Genomic DNA, 17,244 nt, shown 5'->3' with positions numbered 1-17,244 from the left:
CCTGTGATACCGAGATGGCCGGCGCCCCGTACGCGCCGCACCGAGCGACGGAGAAGGATCACGGGCGTCGTCGCCGCCGCGCTCCTCGCGGCGTTCGTCCAACCCCTCGCCGCCCACGCCGCGACCCCGCCCGCACCCCCGTCGGACGCCAAGCTGGCCGCGACGCCCGCCCGGCACGACGACACCCGCGAGCAGTTCTACTTCGTGATGCCGGACCGGTTCGCCAACGGCGACACCTCCAACGACCAAGGCGGGCTTACCGGTTCACGCCTCAGCACCGGCTACGACCCCACCGACAAGGGCTTCTACCAGGGCGGCGACCTCAAGGGCCTGGCAAAGAAGCTCGACTACATCAAGGGCCTAGGCACCACCGCCATCTGGATGGCCCCGATCTTCAAGAACCAGCCTGTCCAGGGCACGGGGAGCGACGCCTCCGCCGGCTATCACGGTTACTGGATAACGGACTTCACCCAGGTCGACCCGCACTTCGGCACCAACAAGGACCTGGCGACCCTCATCTCCAAGGCCCACGCCAAGGGAATGAAGGTCTTCTTCGACGTCATCACCAACCACACCGCCGACGTCGTCGACTACGAGGGCAAGTCCTACGACTACCTCTCCAAGGGTGCGTTCCCGTACCTGACCAAGGACGGGCAGCCCTTCGACGACGCCGACTACGCGGACGGCAAGAAGACCTTCCCCGCCGTCACCACCGCGTCCTTCCCGAAGACCCCGACCGTCCCCGCCGACAAGGCGAACGTGAAGGTCCCGTCCTGGCTCAACGACCCGACGATGTACCACAATCGGGGCGACTCGACGTACGTCGGAGAGAACGCCACCTACGGTGACTTCTCCGGCCTCGACGACCTGTGGACCGAACGCCCCGAGGTCGTCAGCGGCATGGAGAAGATCTACGAGAAGTGGGTCCGCGACTTCGACGTCGACGGCTTCCGCATCGACACCGTCAAGCACGTCGACATGGACTTCTGGACCCAGTGGGCCACCGCGCTCGACAAGTACGCGGCGCAGCACGGCCGGAAGAACTTCTTCATGTTCGGCGAGGTCTACTCCGCCGACACGTCCATCACTTCGCCGTACGTCACCCAGGGCCGCCTCGACGCCACGCTCGACTTCCCCTTCCAGGACGCGGCCCGCGCCTACGCCTCCCAGGGAGGCAGCGCACAGAAGCTCGCGAGTGTCTTCGGCGACGACTACAAGTACACGACCGACAAGGCGAACGCGTACGAGCAGGTCACCTTCCTCGGCAACCACGACATGGGCCGCATCGGCTACTTCCTCGACCAGGACAACCCGAAGGCCACCGACGCCCAACTCCTCGCCAAGGACAGGCTCGCCAACGAGCTGATGTTCCTCAGCCGCGGCAACCCCGTCGTCTACTACGGCGACGAACAGGGCTTCACCGGCTCCGGCGGCGACAAGGACGCCCGCCAGACGATGTTCGCGTCGAAGGTCGCCGACTATCTCGATGACGACGAGATCGGCACCGACCGGACCGCCGCCAGTGACTCGTACGACTCAACTGCCCCGCTGTACAAGGAGATCGCGGCCCTCTCCAAGCTCCGCAAGGACAACCCGGCTCTCACGGACGGCGTACAGACCGAGCGTTACGCGGCCGACGGCGCCGGTGTCTATGCCTTCACGCGGACGGGCACGGGATCGTCTACAAACGAATACGTCGTCGCCCTCAACAACGCCGACACCGCGAAGACGGTGACCTTCGCGACCGGTTCGCCGGACATGAAGTACCGGGGGATCTACGGCACTTCGGCCACTGCGACGAGCGGCGCCGACAACAAGGTCACCGTCACCGTCCCCGCCGGTGCTGCGATCGTCCTCAAGGCGGTCGGCACTCTCGCCAAGCCCGTCACCAACCCCACGCTCACCCTCAAGACCCCGGACTCCGGAGCCACCGGCACCGTCGAGCTGAGCGCCGACGTCACCGGCGGTCAGCTCAACCGGGTCGTCTTCGCCGCCCAGACAGGCAACGGCAAGTGGCAGACGTTGGGCTCCGCCGACCACGCCCCGTACAAGGTCACGCAGGCCATCGGGAAGGACGTACCGGCCGGAACCGCCCTGCGCTACAAGGCAGTTGTGGTCGACTCGACCGGACGCACGGCGAGCGCGACGGCCGTCTCCACCACCGGCACCCCGCCCGCCGAAGAGGTCCCCACCGCCTCCTCGCGCGACTACGCGATCGTCCACTACAAGCGCACCGACGGCGACTACGACAACTGGGGCCTCTACGCCTGGGGCGACCTCGCCGACGGCGAGGCGACGACCTGGCCGGCCAGTCACCCCTTCGTCGGCCGGGACGCCTACGGCGCCTTCGCCTACGTCAAGTTGAAGCCCGGCGCGACGAACGTCAGCTTTCTGGTGATCGACAAGGACGGCAACAAGGACGTCTCCGCCGACCGTTCGATCGACGTCACGCAGACCGGCGAGGTGTGGGTCGAGCAGGGCAAGGAAGCCGTACAGACACAGCGGCCCGACTACCCGGCGCAGGACACCACCAAGGCCCTCATCCACTACCACCGTGCCGATGGCGACTACACCGGCTGGGGGCTGCACGTCTGGACGGGTGCCGCGAGCCCCACGGACTGGTCGAGCCCGCTGCAGCCGGTGAAGACTGACGCGTATGGCGCTGTCTTCGAGGTACCGCTCAACTCCGGTGCCACCAGCCTCAGTTACATCATCCACAAGGGCGACGAGAAGGACCTCTCCGCCGACCAGTCGCTGGACATCAAGACCAACGGCAACGAGGTGTGGCTGTTGAACGGCCAGGAGAAGTACCTCCTGCCGCAGCCCGCCGGGAGCGCGGCCGCCCTCGACCTGACCACCTCCAAGGCGGTCTGGGTCGACCGGAACACGGTCGCCTGGAACGGCTCGGACGCGGCTGCCTCCACCCAGCTCGTGTACTCCCACGACGGTTCGATCGCCGTGAAGGACGGCACGCTGACGAGTGACGACGAGCGGTGGCTGCGGCTGTCCAAGACCACGCTCACCGACGCACAGAAGGCCAAGTTCCCCTACCTGAAGGACTATTCGGCCTGGTCCGTCGACCCACGTGACCGAGGCCGCGTAAGAGAAGCCTTGAACGGGCAGCTCATCGCCTCCCAACGGGCCGTGAACGGCGCGGTGTTGGCGGCCACCGGCGTGCAGATCGCCGGAGTTCTCGACGACCTGTACGACACCGCGACCAAGGCCGACCTCGGCCCGACCTTCCACAACGGCCTTCCCACGCTGGCCGTTTGGGCGCCGACCGCGCAGTCCGTCCAGCTCGACTTGGACGGCTCGCTGAAGAAGATGAGCCGTGACGCCACCACCGGCGTCTGGTCCGTCACCGGTCCCGCCTCCTGGAAGAACAAGCCGTACCGGTACGTCGTGAAGGTGTGGGCGCCGACCGTCCAGAAGCTCGTCACCAACGAGGTCACCGACCCCTACTCGGTCGCCCTCACCACCGACTCGAAGCGCAGCCTCGTCGTCGACCTCGCCGACAAGTCCCTTGCCCCGAGCGGCTGGTCGACCCTGAAGAAGCCGAAGGCGGTGGCGCTGAAGGACGCCGAGATCCAGGAACTGCACATCCGGGACTACTCGGTTGACGACAAGACGGTCCCGGCCGCCGACCGGGGTACGTATCTCGCCTTCACGGACAAGAACAGCGACGGCTCGAAGCATCTGCGCGAGCTGGCCAAGTCCGGGACGTCGTACGTGCATCTGCTGCCGGCCTTCGACATCGCCACCATCCCGGAGAAGAAGTCCGAGCAGTCGACCACCGACTGCGATCTCGCCTCCTACGCCGCCGACTCGGAGAAGCAGCAGGAATGCGTGGCGGCCGTCGCCGCGAAGGACGCCTACAACTGGGGTTACGACCCTTACCACTTCACGGTTCCCGAGGGTTCGTACGCCACTGACCCGGACGGCACCGGTCGTACCGTCGAGTTCCGGAAGATGGTCAAGTCGTTGAACGAGGACGGGCTCCGGGTCGTCATGGACGTGGTCTACAACCACACGGCGGCCAGCGGGCAGGCGGACTACTCGGTCCTGGACAAGATCGTGCCCGGCTACTACCAGCGCCTCCTCGCCGACGGCAGCGTGGCGAACTCCACCTGCTGTGCCAACACGGCCACCGAGAACGCCATGATGGGCAAGCTGGTCGTCGACTCCGTGGTCACCTGGGCCAAGGAGTACAAGGTCGACGGCTTCCGCTTCGACCTCATGGGGCACCAGCCGAAGGCCAACATCCTCGCCGTACGCAAGGCGTTGGACGCGCTGACCCTCGCGAAGGACGGTGTCGACGGCAAGAAGATCATCATGTACGGCGAGGGCTGGAACTTCGGCGAGGTCGCCGACGACGCCCGTTTCGTGCAGGCCACGCAGAAGAACATGGCCGGCACCGGCATCGCGACCTTCTCCGACCGGGCCCGTGACGCCGTACGCGGCGGCAGCCCCTTCGACGAGGACCCGGGGGTGCAGGGCTTCGCCTCCGGGCTCTACACCGACCCCAACTCCTCTACGGCGAACGGTACTTCGGCCGAGCAGAAGGTCCGTCTCCTGCACTACCAGGACCTCATCAAGGTCGGCCTGAGCGGCAACCTCGCCGCGTACCGGTTCACCGACACCGACGGGAAGGACGTCACCGGCGCCGAGATCGACTACAACGGCGCTCCCGCCGGCTACGCGGACGCGCCCGGTGACGCCCTCGCCTATGTCGACGCGCACGACAACGAGTCGCTGTTCGACGCGCTGACCTACAAGTTGCCCGCCACGACGAGTGCTTCCGACCGGGCCCGGATGCAGGTCCTCGCGATGGCCACGGCGACCCTCTCGCAGGGACCGTCCCTCTCTCAGGCCGGTACCGATCTGCTGCGCTCCAAGTCCCTGGACCGCAACTCGTTCGACAGCGGTGACTGGTTCAACGCGATCCACTGGAACTGCGCGGACGGCAACGGCTTCGGGCGGGGGCTGCCGATGGCGGCCGACAACGCGTCCAAGTGGCCGTACGCGAAAGGCCTGTTGACGTCGGTCAAGGTGGGCTGCGGGCAGATCGACGGGGCCTCGGCCGCGTACCAGGATCTGCTGAAGATCCGTACGACCGAGCCCGTGTTCTCGCTCGGGACGGCCGGGCAGGTGCAGGCGAAGCTGGCCTTCCCGCTGTCCGGGAAGGACGAGACGCCCGGGGTGATCACCATGGAACTCGGTGATCTGGTGGTCGTGTTCAACGCGACGCCGAGCGCGCAGGAGCAGAAGGTGGGCTCCCTCGCGGGTACCGGTTACCGGCTGCACCCGGTGCAGGCGGCCGGTGCGGACGCCACCGTGAAGTCGGCGTCGTACGCGAAGGTTTCGGGCACCTTCGCCGTTCCGGGACGCACTGTGGCGGTATTCACCCGGACACCCTGAAAGCGCATTACCGTAGTGGGGCAGGCTGTGGACACCGGCCTGCCCCACCGGTGTGTCAAAGGGCCAGGTCTGAGAAATGGACGTCAACGGCAAACTGACGCACGCGACCGTACTGGTCGTGGACGACGAGCCGGCGAGCCGGTTCGCGGTCGAGAGTGTGCTGAGCCGCGCGGGGCATCGGGTCCTCGCGGTCGGCAGCGGCGCCGAGGCGCTCGACGAACTCGATGTGCGGCTGCGCAAGGGGAACCTGCCCGACGTGGCCCTGATCGACGTGCACCTGCCGGACATGAGCGGGTTCGAACTGTGCCGGCTGCTCAAGGAGCGGCCGCGCATGGCGGGCCTGCCGGTGGTGCACGTCTCGGCCCTCGCCACGCCCCCGAGCGACCGCTGCCAGGCGCTCGACGCGGGCGACGAGGCCTTTCTGACGGTGCCCGCGGAGCCCGAGGAGATCGAGGCCGCGGTCCGGTCCGCGGTCCGCGCCGCCCGGCTGCGCGCCGACGACCAGGCGCTCGTACGACGGCTGACCCTGCTGTCGGAGATGATCGTCACCATCCAGGCGGCGCGCTCCCTCCAGGAGCTCGTCGACGTCGCCGCCGACGGCACCGCGCGGCTCACCGGCACCCCCGCCGCCGTGTTCGTCCTCGACCGGGACGACCAGCTGTACCGCGGCCTGCCCCGGGACCGCACCGCGGTCGCGCTGCCGGGCGAGGACGCCGACCGGACCGTGGCCCGGCTGCTGCGGCGGCTCTCGCAGGGGCAGTCCGGGGTGCAGATCACCACGGTGCCCGCGCCCCTGTGGCCCACCGGGTTCTTCCGGCCCGGCGTGGAACACGACGCCCGCCTCGCGCTGGTCCTCACCCACGAGGGCCGGGCCCCGGTCTGCCTCGCCGCCCCCACCCGCGGGCTGCGGCGGGTGGGCCCCGAGGCCGGCGCCCTGCTCGCGCAGCTCGCGCAGGCCACCGCGCTCGCCGCCGAACCGCTCCTCATGTACCAGGTCGAGCGGCATGTCGCCCTCACCCTCCAGCGCAGCTTCCTGCCCACGCCGGACCGGCTGCCCGAACTCCCGGGCGTCGACGCGGCCGTACGGTACGTGCCCGCGTCCCAGGACACCGAGATCGGCGGCGACTTCTACGCCGTCCTGAAGGTCGCCGGAGGAGTGCTGTTCGCCGTCGGCGACGTCGTCGGGCACTCGCTGGAGGCGGCCACCGTCATGGTGGAGATACGGCACGCCCTGCGCGCCTACTGCGTCGACGAGAGCGACCCGAGCGTCCTCGCCGAGCGGCTGGACCGGATGCTCCAGCACTACCACCCGGAGACCACGGTCACCGTCTGCCTGGCCCTCGTCGACCCGGACACCGGGCGCACCCTCATCGCCAACGCGGGCCACATCCCGCCGCTGATCATCCGGGACAACGGCAGCGCGGACTACGCCAAGGCGGCCGGCCCGCTGCTCGGCGTGGGCCTGCGTCATCCGCCGCCCACGGAGCTGTTCCTCGAACCCACCGACCGGCTCCTCATGATCACCGACGGCCTCATCGAGACCCGGGGCACGGACATCTCCGTGTCGATGGAACACCTCCGCGCGGCCGCCTCCGGCGCGCTGCCCGGCCTGGATGCCCTGTGCGACACCCTGCTCGACTGCTTCGGTGTCGACCGGGACGACGACATCGCGATGCTGGCGCTACGGCTGGGGTGAGCCCGTGGGGAGCTAGGGTGAGCCCGTTGTTGGCTGAGAAACAGGAGCGCCTGATGCCGCAGATCACCGTCGACCACTCCCACACGATCTCCTTCGACCAGGACGGTTTCGCCCGTGCGCTGCACGAGGCGGTCGTCGAGATCGCGGCCGCGAAACCGGAGGCGTGCAAGACGCAGTTCCGCCCGAGCGAGTACACGGCCTTCGGGTACGAGGGTCTCGACGAGCTGGGACACACCGTCGTCCACGTCACCCTCGGCCTGCTCGCCGGACGCAGCGAGGAGACCAAGGCCAAGCTGACCGAGAAGGTCCTGGACCTCCTCCGCGAGTACGTCGACGAGGACGGCTCCGTCCTGCACGCCTCGGCCGAGGTGCGCGAACTGGACGCGTCCTACCGGAAGTTCGAGCGCTAAGGCCTGTTGGGGGCGCGCTAGGACGCGAGCGCGATCAGCCGGACGACGAGGTCGGTGAACGGCCCGTCGCCCGGCTCGTTCCGGAGGGACTCCCGCAGCAGCGCGGCCAGTTCGTCGTCGTACGCCGCGCTCACCGCCGCCAACGCCCCGAAGTCGTGCACGAGTTGGCGTTCCAGATCGGCGCGCGGGATGCGCCTGCCGTCCAGCCAGATCAGGGCCGTCGACTCGACCAGCGAGATCCAGGAGCGAATCATCAACTCCAGCCGGGCGGGCGGCTGTTCGACCTTCATGTGGGACAGGATCTGGAGATACGCGGCCTGCCGCACCCCGTCGACCAACGCGTTGGTGGTGGACGAGCCGACCGCCGGACCGCCGCGCATCAGCGCCGCGAAACCGGGCCCGTGGTCGTCCACGAAGTCGAAGAACCGGCCCATCACCCGCAGCAGCCGTCCCCCCAGCGAACCCTCCTCGGCGACCACGAACCGCCCGGCGAGATCGTCCGAGGCGCGCTGCAACGCGGCCTCGTACAGGCTGAGTTTGCCGGGAAAGTAGTGGTAGACCAGCGGCCGGGAAATGCCCGCGGCCGCGGCTATCTCGTCGATGGAGACCTCGTCGGGCGAGCGATGGCTGAACAGGTCGAGAGCGACGCCGATCAACTGCTGTCGCCGTTCCTCGACTCCCATCCTGCGGCGAACCCGGGTACTCATGCGAACACCTTACCGATCCGTTCCGGCCCCGAACGGACCGGACCGACAGGGTTGTTCACATCACCTCATCACAAATCCAGCACCAGACGCTCACTTCGGGCCCGTGACACGCAGATCAACATCGAGTCGGCCCGCTCCGAGTCGGTCAGCAACTCGTCCCGATGCTCCACTTCCCCTTCCAGCACCCGCTGTTGGCAGGTCCCGCAGAATCCCTGTTCGCAGGAGTAGAGGGTGTTCGGCAGCTCCGCGCGGACGGCCGCGAGCACGGTGGAGTCGGCGGGCACGGTCAACGTCCGCCCGCTGCGCCGGAGTTCGACCTCGAAGGCCGCGTCGCCGCGGTTGCCGTCCGGTGAGGTGCGGGGTGCGAAGCGTTCGAGGCGTACGTTCGGGAAGCGCTCCGCGACGGCCGCCATCAGCCCCTCCGGCCCGCAGCAGTAGACGACGGCTTCGTCGGGTACGTCGGCCAACTCCCCGTCCAGATCGGGCAGTCCGGCCACGACGGTCACCCTGTCCGCACCGAGTTCCTCGATCTCGGCCAGGAACGGCATCGACTCCCGCGTCCGACCGGCGTACAGCAGACGCCAGTTGACACCCTCCGGCAGTGCCCGCAGCATCGGCAGCACCGGGGTGATCCCGATCCCGCCGACGACGAAGACGTACGCGGCGGCGTCGACGAGCGGGAACCTGTTACGCGGCCCCCGCACCTCCAACTCCGCGCCCACCCGCACCTGTTCGTGCACCTCGCGCGACCCGCCCCGCCCGTCCTCGACGAGCCGCGTCGCGACCGTGTACGACGAGGTGTCCGCCGGGTCCCCGCACAGCGAGTACTGCCGCACCAGCCCCGAAGGCAGCACCAGATCGATGTGCGCCCCGGGCTCCCAGCGCGGCAAGTCCCGCCCTTCCAGGCGCAGTTGTACGACGCCCTCGGCCACCGTCTCCCGCCCGGCGACCGTCAGCTTCAGTGCCCGTGTGCGCGGCCGGCCGGAGATCGGCGGGTCCAGCGCGGGCAGCGGCCACAGGGGCGAGGCCCGCACCCGGCGCCGTAGCGCGCGGCGGGTCAGGAGCGCGGCGCCGGCCAGGACGGCGACGGTGAGGGGCTTCGGCACTACTCCGACCTCTTCTCGGCGGCCACCGCGGCGGGCGAGGACGCGAGGTAGGCGACGGCCTGCTCGGTGCTGCCCTCCTGCGAGGGGTGGTAGGCGCGGCTCAGATAGCGGGGTATGGACCTGAGCATGTCCCCGGTGGCGGGCAGGGTGCCGCGTTTCCCGGCTACGTAGAAGTCCTTGAAGCTCACGTGGGCGTCGACGAGGGTCGGGTCGTTCGCCATGAAGAAGCGGGACCCGCGCTGCCACAGGAACATCAGGGCGGCGAACGCGGTCGCCCAGGTCCGGGCGCGCCGCCGGTAGCTGCCGTCGACGTGCGTGAAGAGGTCGAAGGCGACGGACCGGTGCTCGACCTCCTCGGCGCCGTGCCAGCGCAGCAGGTCCAGCATGGTCGGATCGGCGCCGCGCCGGTCCAACTCCTCTGCGTTCAGCACCCAGTTGCCGAGGAACGCGGTGTAGTGCTCGATCGCCGCGATGATCGCGACCCGCTCCAGCAGCCACCACTTCCGGGCCTTGCCCGGGGGCAGCGTGCGGTCGCCGAGCAGCTTCTCGAAGAACCAGTCGACCTGCGCGGTGTACGGCGTCGGGTCGAGCCCCAGTTCCCTCAGGTGCGGGAGGACCTCGTCGTGCGCCTGGGAGTGCATCGCCTCCTGGCCGATGAACCCGATCACGTCCGCGCGCAGTTGTTCGTCCCGGATCAGGGGCAGCACCTGCTTGTAGACGTGCACGAACCACCGCTCACCGGCGGGCAGCAGCAGATGCAGCACGTTGATCGTGTGCGTGGTGAACGGATCGCCGGGCACCCAGTGCAGCGGGGTGCCCTCCCAGGAGAAGGACACCTTTCGGGCCTTGAGCGGCGTGTTAGACATGGCGTCAATGTACTGACGGGTAAGTCCCTGGGGAAGCCTTGTGCCGGGACTTGTTGACGCGGATGTCAGCTAGCGGTGGTGGTGGGGGTCGGCTAGCGCAGGCCGCTGATCGTGCCGCCGTCGGCCAGCGTGCCCTTCAGCTCGGCCTGGACGCCCTGCTTGGTCTTCACCGCCAGCAGGCCGCCCCGCGCCGAGCCGTTGACCCCGCCCGTCGCGCTGATCGCCTCCGTGCCCTTGCTGCCCGCGGCCAGCAGGTACCAGTGGCCCGCCGCCGACTTCCACAGGACTCCGGCCAGGACGTGCGGGTCGCGCGCCCCGCACGCCGGTACGCCCTGCGCCTTCGCGGCGACCGCGCCGTAGATCCCGCCCGGCGTGCGGAACTGCGCCAGCACCCGCTCGCCGCCGCCCTGCCAGGTCTCCGCCCGGGTGCACACCCAGTCCGCCGCGCCGCTCGCGTCGGGCAGCGGCTGCTGGGCGAACTGCCAGGCGTTCACGGTCCGTACGCCGAGCGAGCGCATCGCGCCGAGGGAGCAGGCGAAGGGCGCCCAGGCGTGCTGGGCCGCCGCGCCGGACACCTCGTGGACCGAGCCGGGGCGGCCGGCGGTGAGGTGCGCCGGGACCAGTTCGCCGAGGTCGCTCATGAGGCGGGTGCCGGTGTCGTCGGTCAGCTGGAGCACGTTCCACGACGTGCACGCGCCGGTCGCCTGCGCGGGGCTGGCCAGCGGCGAGGTGATCCCGTCGGTGAGGGTCATGGGCAGCGCGCCGGCGTTCGGCTTCTGCAGGTCGCGCTCGGCCGCCTTCTTCACCCAAGGCGCCGTCAGATAGCGGACGTTGCCGTCGGCGCGGTCCAGGACCACCGCGTTCGCCTCGGACCCGGTCGCGCCGTCGACGCGCGCGAAGTCCAGCGCGGCCCCCTTGGTGCCGTCCTTCGGCTCGGCGTAACGGGCGATGCGCAGACCGTCGTAGAGGATCACCACGCGCGCGTTGTCGACCGTGCCGGCGTAGAGGAGCTGGGGCGGGCCCGCCGGGCCGCCCGAAGGGGTGCCGGGGGTGGCCGAGACCTGGACGGACTCGCCGGGGCGGGCCCAGACGGCGAGGGCGCGGCGCAGCAGGGCGGTGTCCTCGGTGAGGTCGCCGCGGGCGGGCCAGACGGAGAAGTCCTCGCGTGCGGAGGACTTCCACGCGGTGGGCGCGATCCTGATCAACCTGCCCGGGTTCAGGGCGGCTTGGGACGCCGGGTTCTGCGCGTACGCGGGTGCGGCGGCGCCGTCCGGGCCCCAGCCGCCGCCGGGCAGCGCGAGCAGCGCCCCGCACACGGCGACGGCCGCCGCGGCGGCGAGCGCGGCCTTGCCGTGCTGACGGCGGCGCATCAGGTCGGTGGGCCGCGCGTGCAGCGAACAGGGGTCGAACTCAGGAGAGTTGAGGAGTTCGTACTGCGCGGGCGCCTCGTCGGCCTCGCTCAGCGCCTCGTCGACCTCCTCCGCATCTACGCCGGCCGCCGCGAGCACCCTGCGGACGTCGCCGTCGGGCAGCTTCTCCAGGCCGCGCAGCACGTACACCGCGCGGGCCGGGCCGGACAGGGCCGACAGCCGCTGGTCCAGGGCGAGTTCGTCGGCGCCGCCCGAGCGCGGGAAGAGCCGCAGGCCCCGCACCTGGGGGAGCAGCGGCGGGAGCTGGGACCGCTTGGGCCACGCCCGGAACGACAGCGGGAGGCCCGCCTCCAGTGCCGTACGGACGACGTTGAGGCGGACGAAGGCGTAGCTGGGGTCGACGTCGCGGCCGGTCGACTGGGCCGGGATCACGGACGCGGACGCGCGGCCTCTGGGCAGGGCGCGCTGGGTGAGGGCGTGCGCGGTCAGGACGCGCCGGTTGCGGCCGAGGCTCGGGGGGAGCACCAGATAGGCGAGCCGGACGAGCCGTGGATAGTGCTCGACGAGCGCGGCCTCGGCCTGTTCGACATCGACGACCGGGTCGGTGGGTGAAGCTGCGGGGCGCTTGGCGACATCCTGTGACTGCACGTTCAGCAAAACGAGCGAATGGTGAGTTGGTCACCGCCGCCCGGGGGACTCGGCGCTCCGGTCAGTCCTCGGGCTCGACCAGTGCCCGCGCGTAGTTCGCCATCGACCGCTGGTAGCGCGGCAGATGGGGCGCGAGGGCGCCCAGCACGAGGGACAGGCCCTCGCGGTCGCGGCCCAGGCTGGACAGACACAGGGCGAGGCACGCGCGGACCGCGTCGTCCAACTCGTCCGAGGGGCCGTCGAGTTCGGGGGTGAGCAGCTTGACGCCCTCCTCCGCCTGCCCGATGTTCCGCAGCGAGCTGGAGAGTTGGATCTTCGCCCGGCGCCCCTTGTAGCCGTCCAGCCCGCGCGCGAGCGCCTCCCGGTACAGCGGGACGGCTTTGTCGGAGTGCCGGGTGGAGTCCCAGGCGCAGGCCTGTTCGAACGGCCGTAGCGGACTTCCGTCCGGCAGTTCGGCGACGAGCGCGTCGATCAGGGTACGGAACTCGGCCGCGTCTTCCTCGGCGTAGTCGTCGAAGGTCGCCCAGGCGGCGGTCACGCGGTTTTCCCAGTCTTGATCCACAGCTCGATCCATGGGCGTCACCCTCGCACACGTGTCCAGCCGATGACCATGGATTTGAGTGCTGGGCGCTTCGGGGCCGTATCGGATGAGACGGCCCCTCGCCGGGGTGCGTCGCGGCATGCTTTTGTTGACCGGACGACCGGAGGAACGACAGATGAGGTTGACCCGACCGATGCTCGCGATGGCCGGCGCCGCGGCGGCGCTGGCGCTGGTGGGGTGCGGTGCCGACACCAAGGCCGCGACCGTGCCGACGGAGGCCACCGGCAGCCTGGAGAGCCTGGCCGCCAAGGTGAAGTGCACGCCCGACATCCAGACCGACGCCGACGAACTCCGCCAGGCCATCTGCAAGATGAGCTACGGCAAGTTCGTCCTCGCGACCTTCGCCACCGACCGCGGCCAGCGCGAGTGGATCAACGACGCGAAGGACTACGGCGGGTTCTACCTCGTCGGCCGCAAGTGGGTCGCCGTGGGCACCGACACGATCGTCAAGAAGCTGCAGACGACGCTCGGTGGCAACGAGGAGATCGGCACCGACCACTCGAAGCACACCAGCTGAAAAGGCTGTACCCGGTTCACACCCCTCAAAGGGCCGACACCGGTTAGGCCGGGACACACACGAAAGCGGGCGGTGGGAGAAACCCACCGCCCGCTTCGCGCTACCGGGTCCTACCGGCTGCTAGTCGTGCTCACTGGCAGTTCTTGCCGGCGTTGACGCAGTTGGCGATCTTCGCCGCCAGGTTGTTCTTGGTGACGCTGATGAAGTCGTCGTGGTCGGTCGACGGCTTGTGCAGCTGCTCCGGGAATCCGTCCACCGCGTAGGCGTTCTTCACGGTGCCGTCCGCCTGGAGGGTGGGGGGCGTGATCTTGTAGACCAGGCTCATCGTCAGCTGCGGGATGGCCTTGAAGCCGTTCCCGCAGACGCCGCTCGCCGGGTCCGCGAAGGCCACGTGCGTACGGTGGTTGGCGCTGTCGATGTTCACGCCGTCCCAGCAGCTCTGGAACGCGAAGGTGCGGACCACGTTGCTGCCCTGCGGGCAGATCGGGTACTGCTCCGTCAGCTGGACCTTGTTCTCGAAGCCGGTGCAGCTCCAGTGCGCGTTGGCGTTCGCCAGACCGTTGGTGAGCGTCTTGGCGTCACCGGTGATGATGCGCAGGAACTGCGGCATCGCGACGACCTTGCTGGCCGGCGAGCCGACGTACTTGATCTGCGCCGACTGCGGCGTCAGGATCTTGCCGACGTTGCCTTCCTTGCCACCGCCGTCCGCGTTCGCGTCGAACTCCTGCGAGCCGTCCTGCACACGCACGACCGGCCAGTAGTACGCCGAGAGGTCACTCTGGTTCTGGCAGCTGGAGGGGGCGGCCAGCAGCGAGTCGTTCGTGGAGAACGCGTTGACCTTCTGGTTGCCGACGTAGTCGTGCTCGTGGTGCGCGCCGTTGGTCACGCCGGGCGCCACGATGACGTTGTCGGTGTTGTGGTTCTTGTTCGCGTTGACACCGCACTTGGTGGTGAACGAACCGGTCGAAGCCTGGCCGCTGTTCTGCGGCTTCGCCAGCACATTGTTCGCCACCTTCGTGATGTCCACGAAGTCGGCCGCCGTCGGGCCGTTGCCGGCCTGGCCGCCGTTGTTGGCGGGCGGCGCCGCGGAGGCACTGGCGCTCGCGCTCGCACTCGGCGCGGCGGTGTTCTGCCCGCCGCCGTTGTTCTTGCCGCCGCCCTTGCCGCCGTTGCCCCGACCGCCGCCACGACCTGCCGTGGTGGTGTTGGTGGCGTTCTGGGTGGTGCAGGCGGCGAGCTGCTTCAGCGCGGTCGCGTTGACGGTGCCGCCGACCCGCTGGATGTCGATGCGAATGCGGTCGATCGTCGCGGCCCGCTTCTCCTTGAGGGGGCCGACGATCGCGTTCTGCACGAAGCTCGCGTCATTCGCCTGGGCCTGACGCGTCGAGGCGAGCCGGGCGTAGGCCTCGGTGATCTGCTTGTCCAGGTTCGCCAGCTCGGTGGCGACACCCTGACGAGCCTTCTGAGGCACGCTCGTCAGCTGCTGGCCGACGTCCGGGCAGGCGATCGTCGCGACTTGCGCCGCGGCGGCCGCGGCCTTGGTCTGGTTCTGCCCCGACGAGTTGGACTCGTGCGCCGAAGCGTTCATCTGTGCCCAGAGCAGCCCGCCCCCACCGAGCGCTAGGGCAGCCGATGCGGCAATGGCCTTGGTGGCCAGCGGCGTACGGCGTTTACGATCATTGCGTCCCATGGAACTCCTCTGACTTCCTTGCGGGGCAGCGAGGCGCCCGACAGGAGTGAAGCGGCGCCCTTTGATACGCAGGGGGTCCCAGGAGTGTTCAGCCGTCTCAGAAACTGATGAGAGATTCCTGGGTAAGTCCCCTCCCAACTGCCCTTTAAACACCAGCAGTTGTGATCGACTCACAGGTAGTGCTCAGCGTCCCTGGTCCAAATAGGCCAATACCGCCAGCACGCGGCGATTGTCATCGTCCGAGACTTCCAGCCCCAGTTTGGCGAAAATATTGGACGTGTGCTTCCCGATCGCCCGTTCCGTGACGACGAGTTGCCCCGCGATCGCCGCGTTCGACCGCCCCTGCGCCATCAGTTCCAGCACCTCGACCTCCCGCGGCGTCAACCGCCCCAGCGGCCGGTCGTCGGCGGCCCGCCGCGCCAGCAACTGCTGGATGACCTGCGGATCCATCACCGTCCCGCCCCCCGCCACCCTCCTGACGGCATCCACGAACTGCTCGGCGTCGAACACCCGGTCCTTCAGCAGATAGCCCACCCCACCGGTCCCGTCGGCGAGCAGCTCCCGCGCGTACAGCTGCTCCACGTGCTGCGACAGCACGAGCACCGGCAGCCCCGGCCGGTCCCGTCGCGCCCGCAACGCGCACTGCAGCCCCTCGTCGGTGTGCGTGGGTGGCAGCCGTACGTCGACCACGGCGACGTCGGGCGCCAACTCGGCCAGCGCCTTGGTGAGTTCGGGCCCGCTCTCCACGGCCGCGACGATCTCGAAGTCGTAGGCCTCCAACAGCCGCACCAGCCCGTCCCGCAGCAGGAACAGGTCTTCGGCTAGGACAACACGCACGGAATCTCCATGGTCACCATGGTGGGACCGCCCGCGGGACTGCTGACGGCCAGGACGCCGTCGAATGTACCCAGCCGCCGCTCGGCCCCGGAGAGCCCCGACCCGCCCCCGACCACGGCACCACCCCGCCCGTTGTCGGTGACGGAGACCCTCAACGCCCCTTCCGCATACCGCATATCGACCCAGATCCGATCGGCACCGGAATGCTTCACGGCGTTGGTGAGCACCTCACTGACGGCGAAATAAGCGGCCGACTCGACCGGCGCGTCGGCCCGCCCGCCCCCGAGCTCCGCACTCACCTCGGTACTCACCGGCATCCGCAACGCCAACGCCCGTACGGCATCCCCGAGTCCACGCTCCGCCAGCACCGGCGGATGAATACCCCGAACGAGATCACGCAGCTCGTCGAGAGCCTCGACGGAGGACTGCCGAGCCCGGGCGAGCAACTCCCGGGCCTTGGCAGGGTTCTTCTCCAACAGCGCCTCGATGGTCCCGAGATCCATCCCCATGGCGACCAGCCGGGCCTGCGCCCCGTCATGCAGATCGCGCTCGATCCGCCGTAGCTCAGCGGCGGAACCGTCCACCGCATCCCGCCGCGTCTCGGTCAACACCCGTACCCGCTCGGCGAGTTGACCCTGCCCCGGGGCAAGGAGAGAACGCGTCAGCAGAAAGTGAACGCGGAGGAGGGGAGGGGTGAGAAAGAGGGAGGCAACGAGAATCCCGACCCCCAGAAGCCCCGCGAGCAGCGCACTGCCCTGCCCACCCACCGGCACGAACCCGTACCACCACCCCACATACGTCCCGTCCGTGAACACCCGCCACAATCCGAACGCCAACGCGAAGCCCTCCAGCGGATAGAACACCAGAGCCGCAGGCACCAGCGCGGTGACGAACCCGGCGACCATGTCGACGGGCAGCCAGCGGAGATCCCGCCAGGTGGCGGGGTCACCAAGCATGCGGAAGGTCCGCGTCCACGGACGCGCGTCGGCCGGGATGGCCCGGTACGCCACCGGAATACGCACCTCGCACCACTGCGCGCCGAGCACTCGCCGCAGATTCGCCTGCGCCCGCACACCGGCCAACACCCAGGGGGTGGTGATCAGCCCGACACCAGCCGGGATGAGCGCGAGGGAGACGAGAGTGAGGACGAAGAGGGTGAGTGAACCGCCGAGAGAGATGAGGGCGAGGGCAAGCGCACGCAACCCGGCCGTGAGAACGGTACGGGCCCGCCTACCCTCGCTGTTCGTGTCCATACGGCCCAGTCTCACGGAACAGGCCGACGGGGTCACGGGCCCCGGCCCCCGTGATGGGGGTGTCGCCAACAACACCTGTTTTCAGGGGCGCGGGGCTGTATCGATATGCGGCTCCGCCGCGTGGG

General features: G+C 69.3%; 12 protein-coding genes. 4 read left to right on the top strand and 8 right to left on the bottom strand.

Going from position 1 to position 17,244, the window contains the following annotated elements:
* Window positions 1-3 precede the first annotated feature (3 nt).
* The 3 genes from pulA to OG496_RS18685 all read left to right on the top strand — a co-directional run bounded on the left by pulA (window position 4) and on the right by OG496_RS18685 (window position 7,524).
* Entirely contained in the window at window positions 4-5,418 is a 5,415-nt protein-coding gene (gene pulA, locus OG496_RS18695; protein ID WP_405971652.1) for a pullulanase-type alpha-1,6-glucosidase, read from the top strand.
* Between the two features lie 76 nt (window positions 5,419-5,494).
* Window positions 5,495-7,114, top strand: coding sequence for a fused response regulator/phosphatase (locus OG496_RS18690; protein WP_366491284.1), 1,620 nt, complete (start codon window positions 5,495-5,497; stop codon window positions 7,112-7,114).
* A gap of 53 nt (window positions 7,115-7,167) precedes the next feature.
* Window positions 7,168-7,524, top strand: coding sequence for a 5-carboxymethyl-2-hydroxymuconate Delta-isomerase (locus OG496_RS18685; RefSeq protein WP_405971651.1), 357 nt, complete (start codon window positions 7,168-7,170; stop codon window positions 7,522-7,524).
* A gap of 17 nt (window positions 7,525-7,541) precedes the next feature.
* Here the strand turns inward: OG496_RS18685 and OG496_RS18680 are convergent, their stop codons facing one another.
* The 5 genes from OG496_RS18680 to OG496_RS18660 all read right to left on the bottom strand — a co-directional run bounded on the left by OG496_RS18680 (window position 7,542) and on the right by OG496_RS18660 (window position 12,795).
* Window positions 7,542-8,231 (bottom strand): TetR/AcrR family transcriptional regulator, encoded by a 690-nt coding sequence (locus OG496_RS18680; RefSeq protein WP_405971650.1) that lies wholly within the window; start codon window positions 8,229-8,231, stop codon window positions 7,542-7,544.
* Window positions 8,232-8,299: 68 nt separating this feature from the next.
* Complete coding sequence (locus tag OG496_RS18675) at window positions 8,300-9,337, bottom strand: PDR/VanB family oxidoreductase (RefSeq protein ID WP_405971649.1); 1,038 nt, start codon at window positions 9,335-9,337, stop codon at window positions 8,300-8,302.
* The gene (locus OG496_RS18670) at window positions 9,337-10,203 is read right to left on the bottom strand and encodes a metal-dependent hydrolase (protein ID WP_405971648.1); all 867 of its coding nucleotides are present in this window, start codon (window positions 10,201-10,203) and stop codon (window positions 9,337-9,339) included. The genes OG496_RS18675 and OG496_RS18670 overlap by 1 nt, the downstream gene beginning before the upstream one ends.
* 92 nt (window positions 10,204-10,295) lie before the next feature.
* Window positions 10,296-12,221: a hypothetical protein gene (locus OG496_RS18665; protein ID WP_366491289.1), complete on the bottom strand. Its 1,926-nt coding sequence runs from the start codon at window positions 12,219-12,221 to the stop codon at window positions 10,296-10,298.
* A gap of 61 nt (window positions 12,222-12,282) precedes the next feature.
* Window positions 12,283-12,795, bottom strand: a complete 513-nt coding sequence (locus OG496_RS18660; protein ID WP_405971647.1) for a tetratricopeptide repeat protein — start codon at window positions 12,793-12,795, stop codon at window positions 12,283-12,285.
* 142 nt (window positions 12,796-12,937) lie between these two features.
* Here OG496_RS18660 and OG496_RS18655 point away from each other — a divergent pair, with 142 nt between their 5' ends.
* Window positions 12,938-13,339 (top strand): hypothetical protein, encoded by a 402-nt coding sequence (locus tag OG496_RS18655; RefSeq protein ID WP_366491291.1) that lies wholly within the window; start codon window positions 12,938-12,940, stop codon window positions 13,337-13,339.
* A 130-nt stretch (window positions 13,340-13,469) separates the two neighbouring features.
* Here the strand turns inward: OG496_RS18655 and OG496_RS18650 are convergent, their stop codons facing one another.
* The 3 genes from OG496_RS18650 to OG496_RS18640 all read right to left on the bottom strand — a co-directional run bounded on the left by OG496_RS18650 (window position 13,470) and on the right by OG496_RS18640 (window position 17,119).
* Complete coding sequence (locus OG496_RS18650; protein WP_405971646.1) at window positions 13,470-15,029, bottom strand: DUF1996 domain-containing protein; 1,560 nt, start codon at window positions 15,027-15,029, stop codon at window positions 13,470-13,472.
* A 183-nt stretch (window positions 15,030-15,212) separates the two neighbouring features.
* Entirely contained in the window at window positions 15,213-15,866 is a 654-nt protein-coding gene (locus OG496_RS18645) for a response regulator (protein WP_405971645.1), read from the bottom strand.
* Entirely contained in the window at window positions 15,851-17,119 is a 1,269-nt protein-coding gene (locus OG496_RS18640) for a sensor histidine kinase (RefSeq protein ID WP_405971644.1), read from the bottom strand. Before OG496_RS18640 ends, OG496_RS18645 begins: the two co-directional genes overlap by 16 nt.
* Window positions 17,120-17,244: the final 125 nt, after the last annotated feature.

Origin of the sequence: Streptomyces sp. NBC_00988, assembly GCF_045162645.1 — a bacterium.
In the GTDB taxonomy this organism is placed as follows: domain Bacteria; phylum Actinomycetota; class Actinomycetes; order Streptomycetales; family Streptomycetaceae; genus Streptomyces.
This window is presented reverse-complemented; position numbering and strand designations above follow the sequence as displayed.

Coding starts and splice junctions, on each gene's coding strand:
- OG496_RS18640 (WP_405971644.1), bottom strand. CDS start 17,119: ATGGACACGAACAGCGAGGGTAGGCGGGCCCGTACCGTTCTCACGGCC.
- OG496_RS18655 (WP_366491291.1), top strand. CDS start 12,938: ATGAGGTTGACCCGACCGATGCTCGCGATGGCCGGCGCCGCGGCGGCG.
- OG496_RS18690 (WP_366491284.1), top strand. CDS start 5,495: ATGGACGTCAACGGCAAACTGACGCACGCGACCGTACTGGTCGTGGAC.
- OG496_RS18680 (WP_405971650.1), bottom strand. CDS start 8,231: ATGAGTACCCGGGTTCGCCGCAGGATGGGAGTCGAGGAACGGCGACAG.
- OG496_RS18685 (WP_405971651.1), top strand. CDS start 7,168: ATGCCGCAGATCACCGTCGACCACTCCCACACGATCTCCTTCGACCAG.
- OG496_RS18670 (WP_405971648.1), bottom strand. CDS start 10,203: ATGTCTAACACGCCGCTCAAGGCCCGAAAGGTGTCCTTCTCCTGGGAG.
- OG496_RS18660 (WP_405971647.1), bottom strand. CDS start 12,795: ATGGATCGAGCTGTGGATCAAGACTGGGAAAACCGCGTGACCGCCGCC.
- OG496_RS18650 (WP_405971646.1), bottom strand. CDS start 15,029: ATGGGACGCAATGATCGTAAACGCCGTACGCCGCTGGCCACCAAGGCC.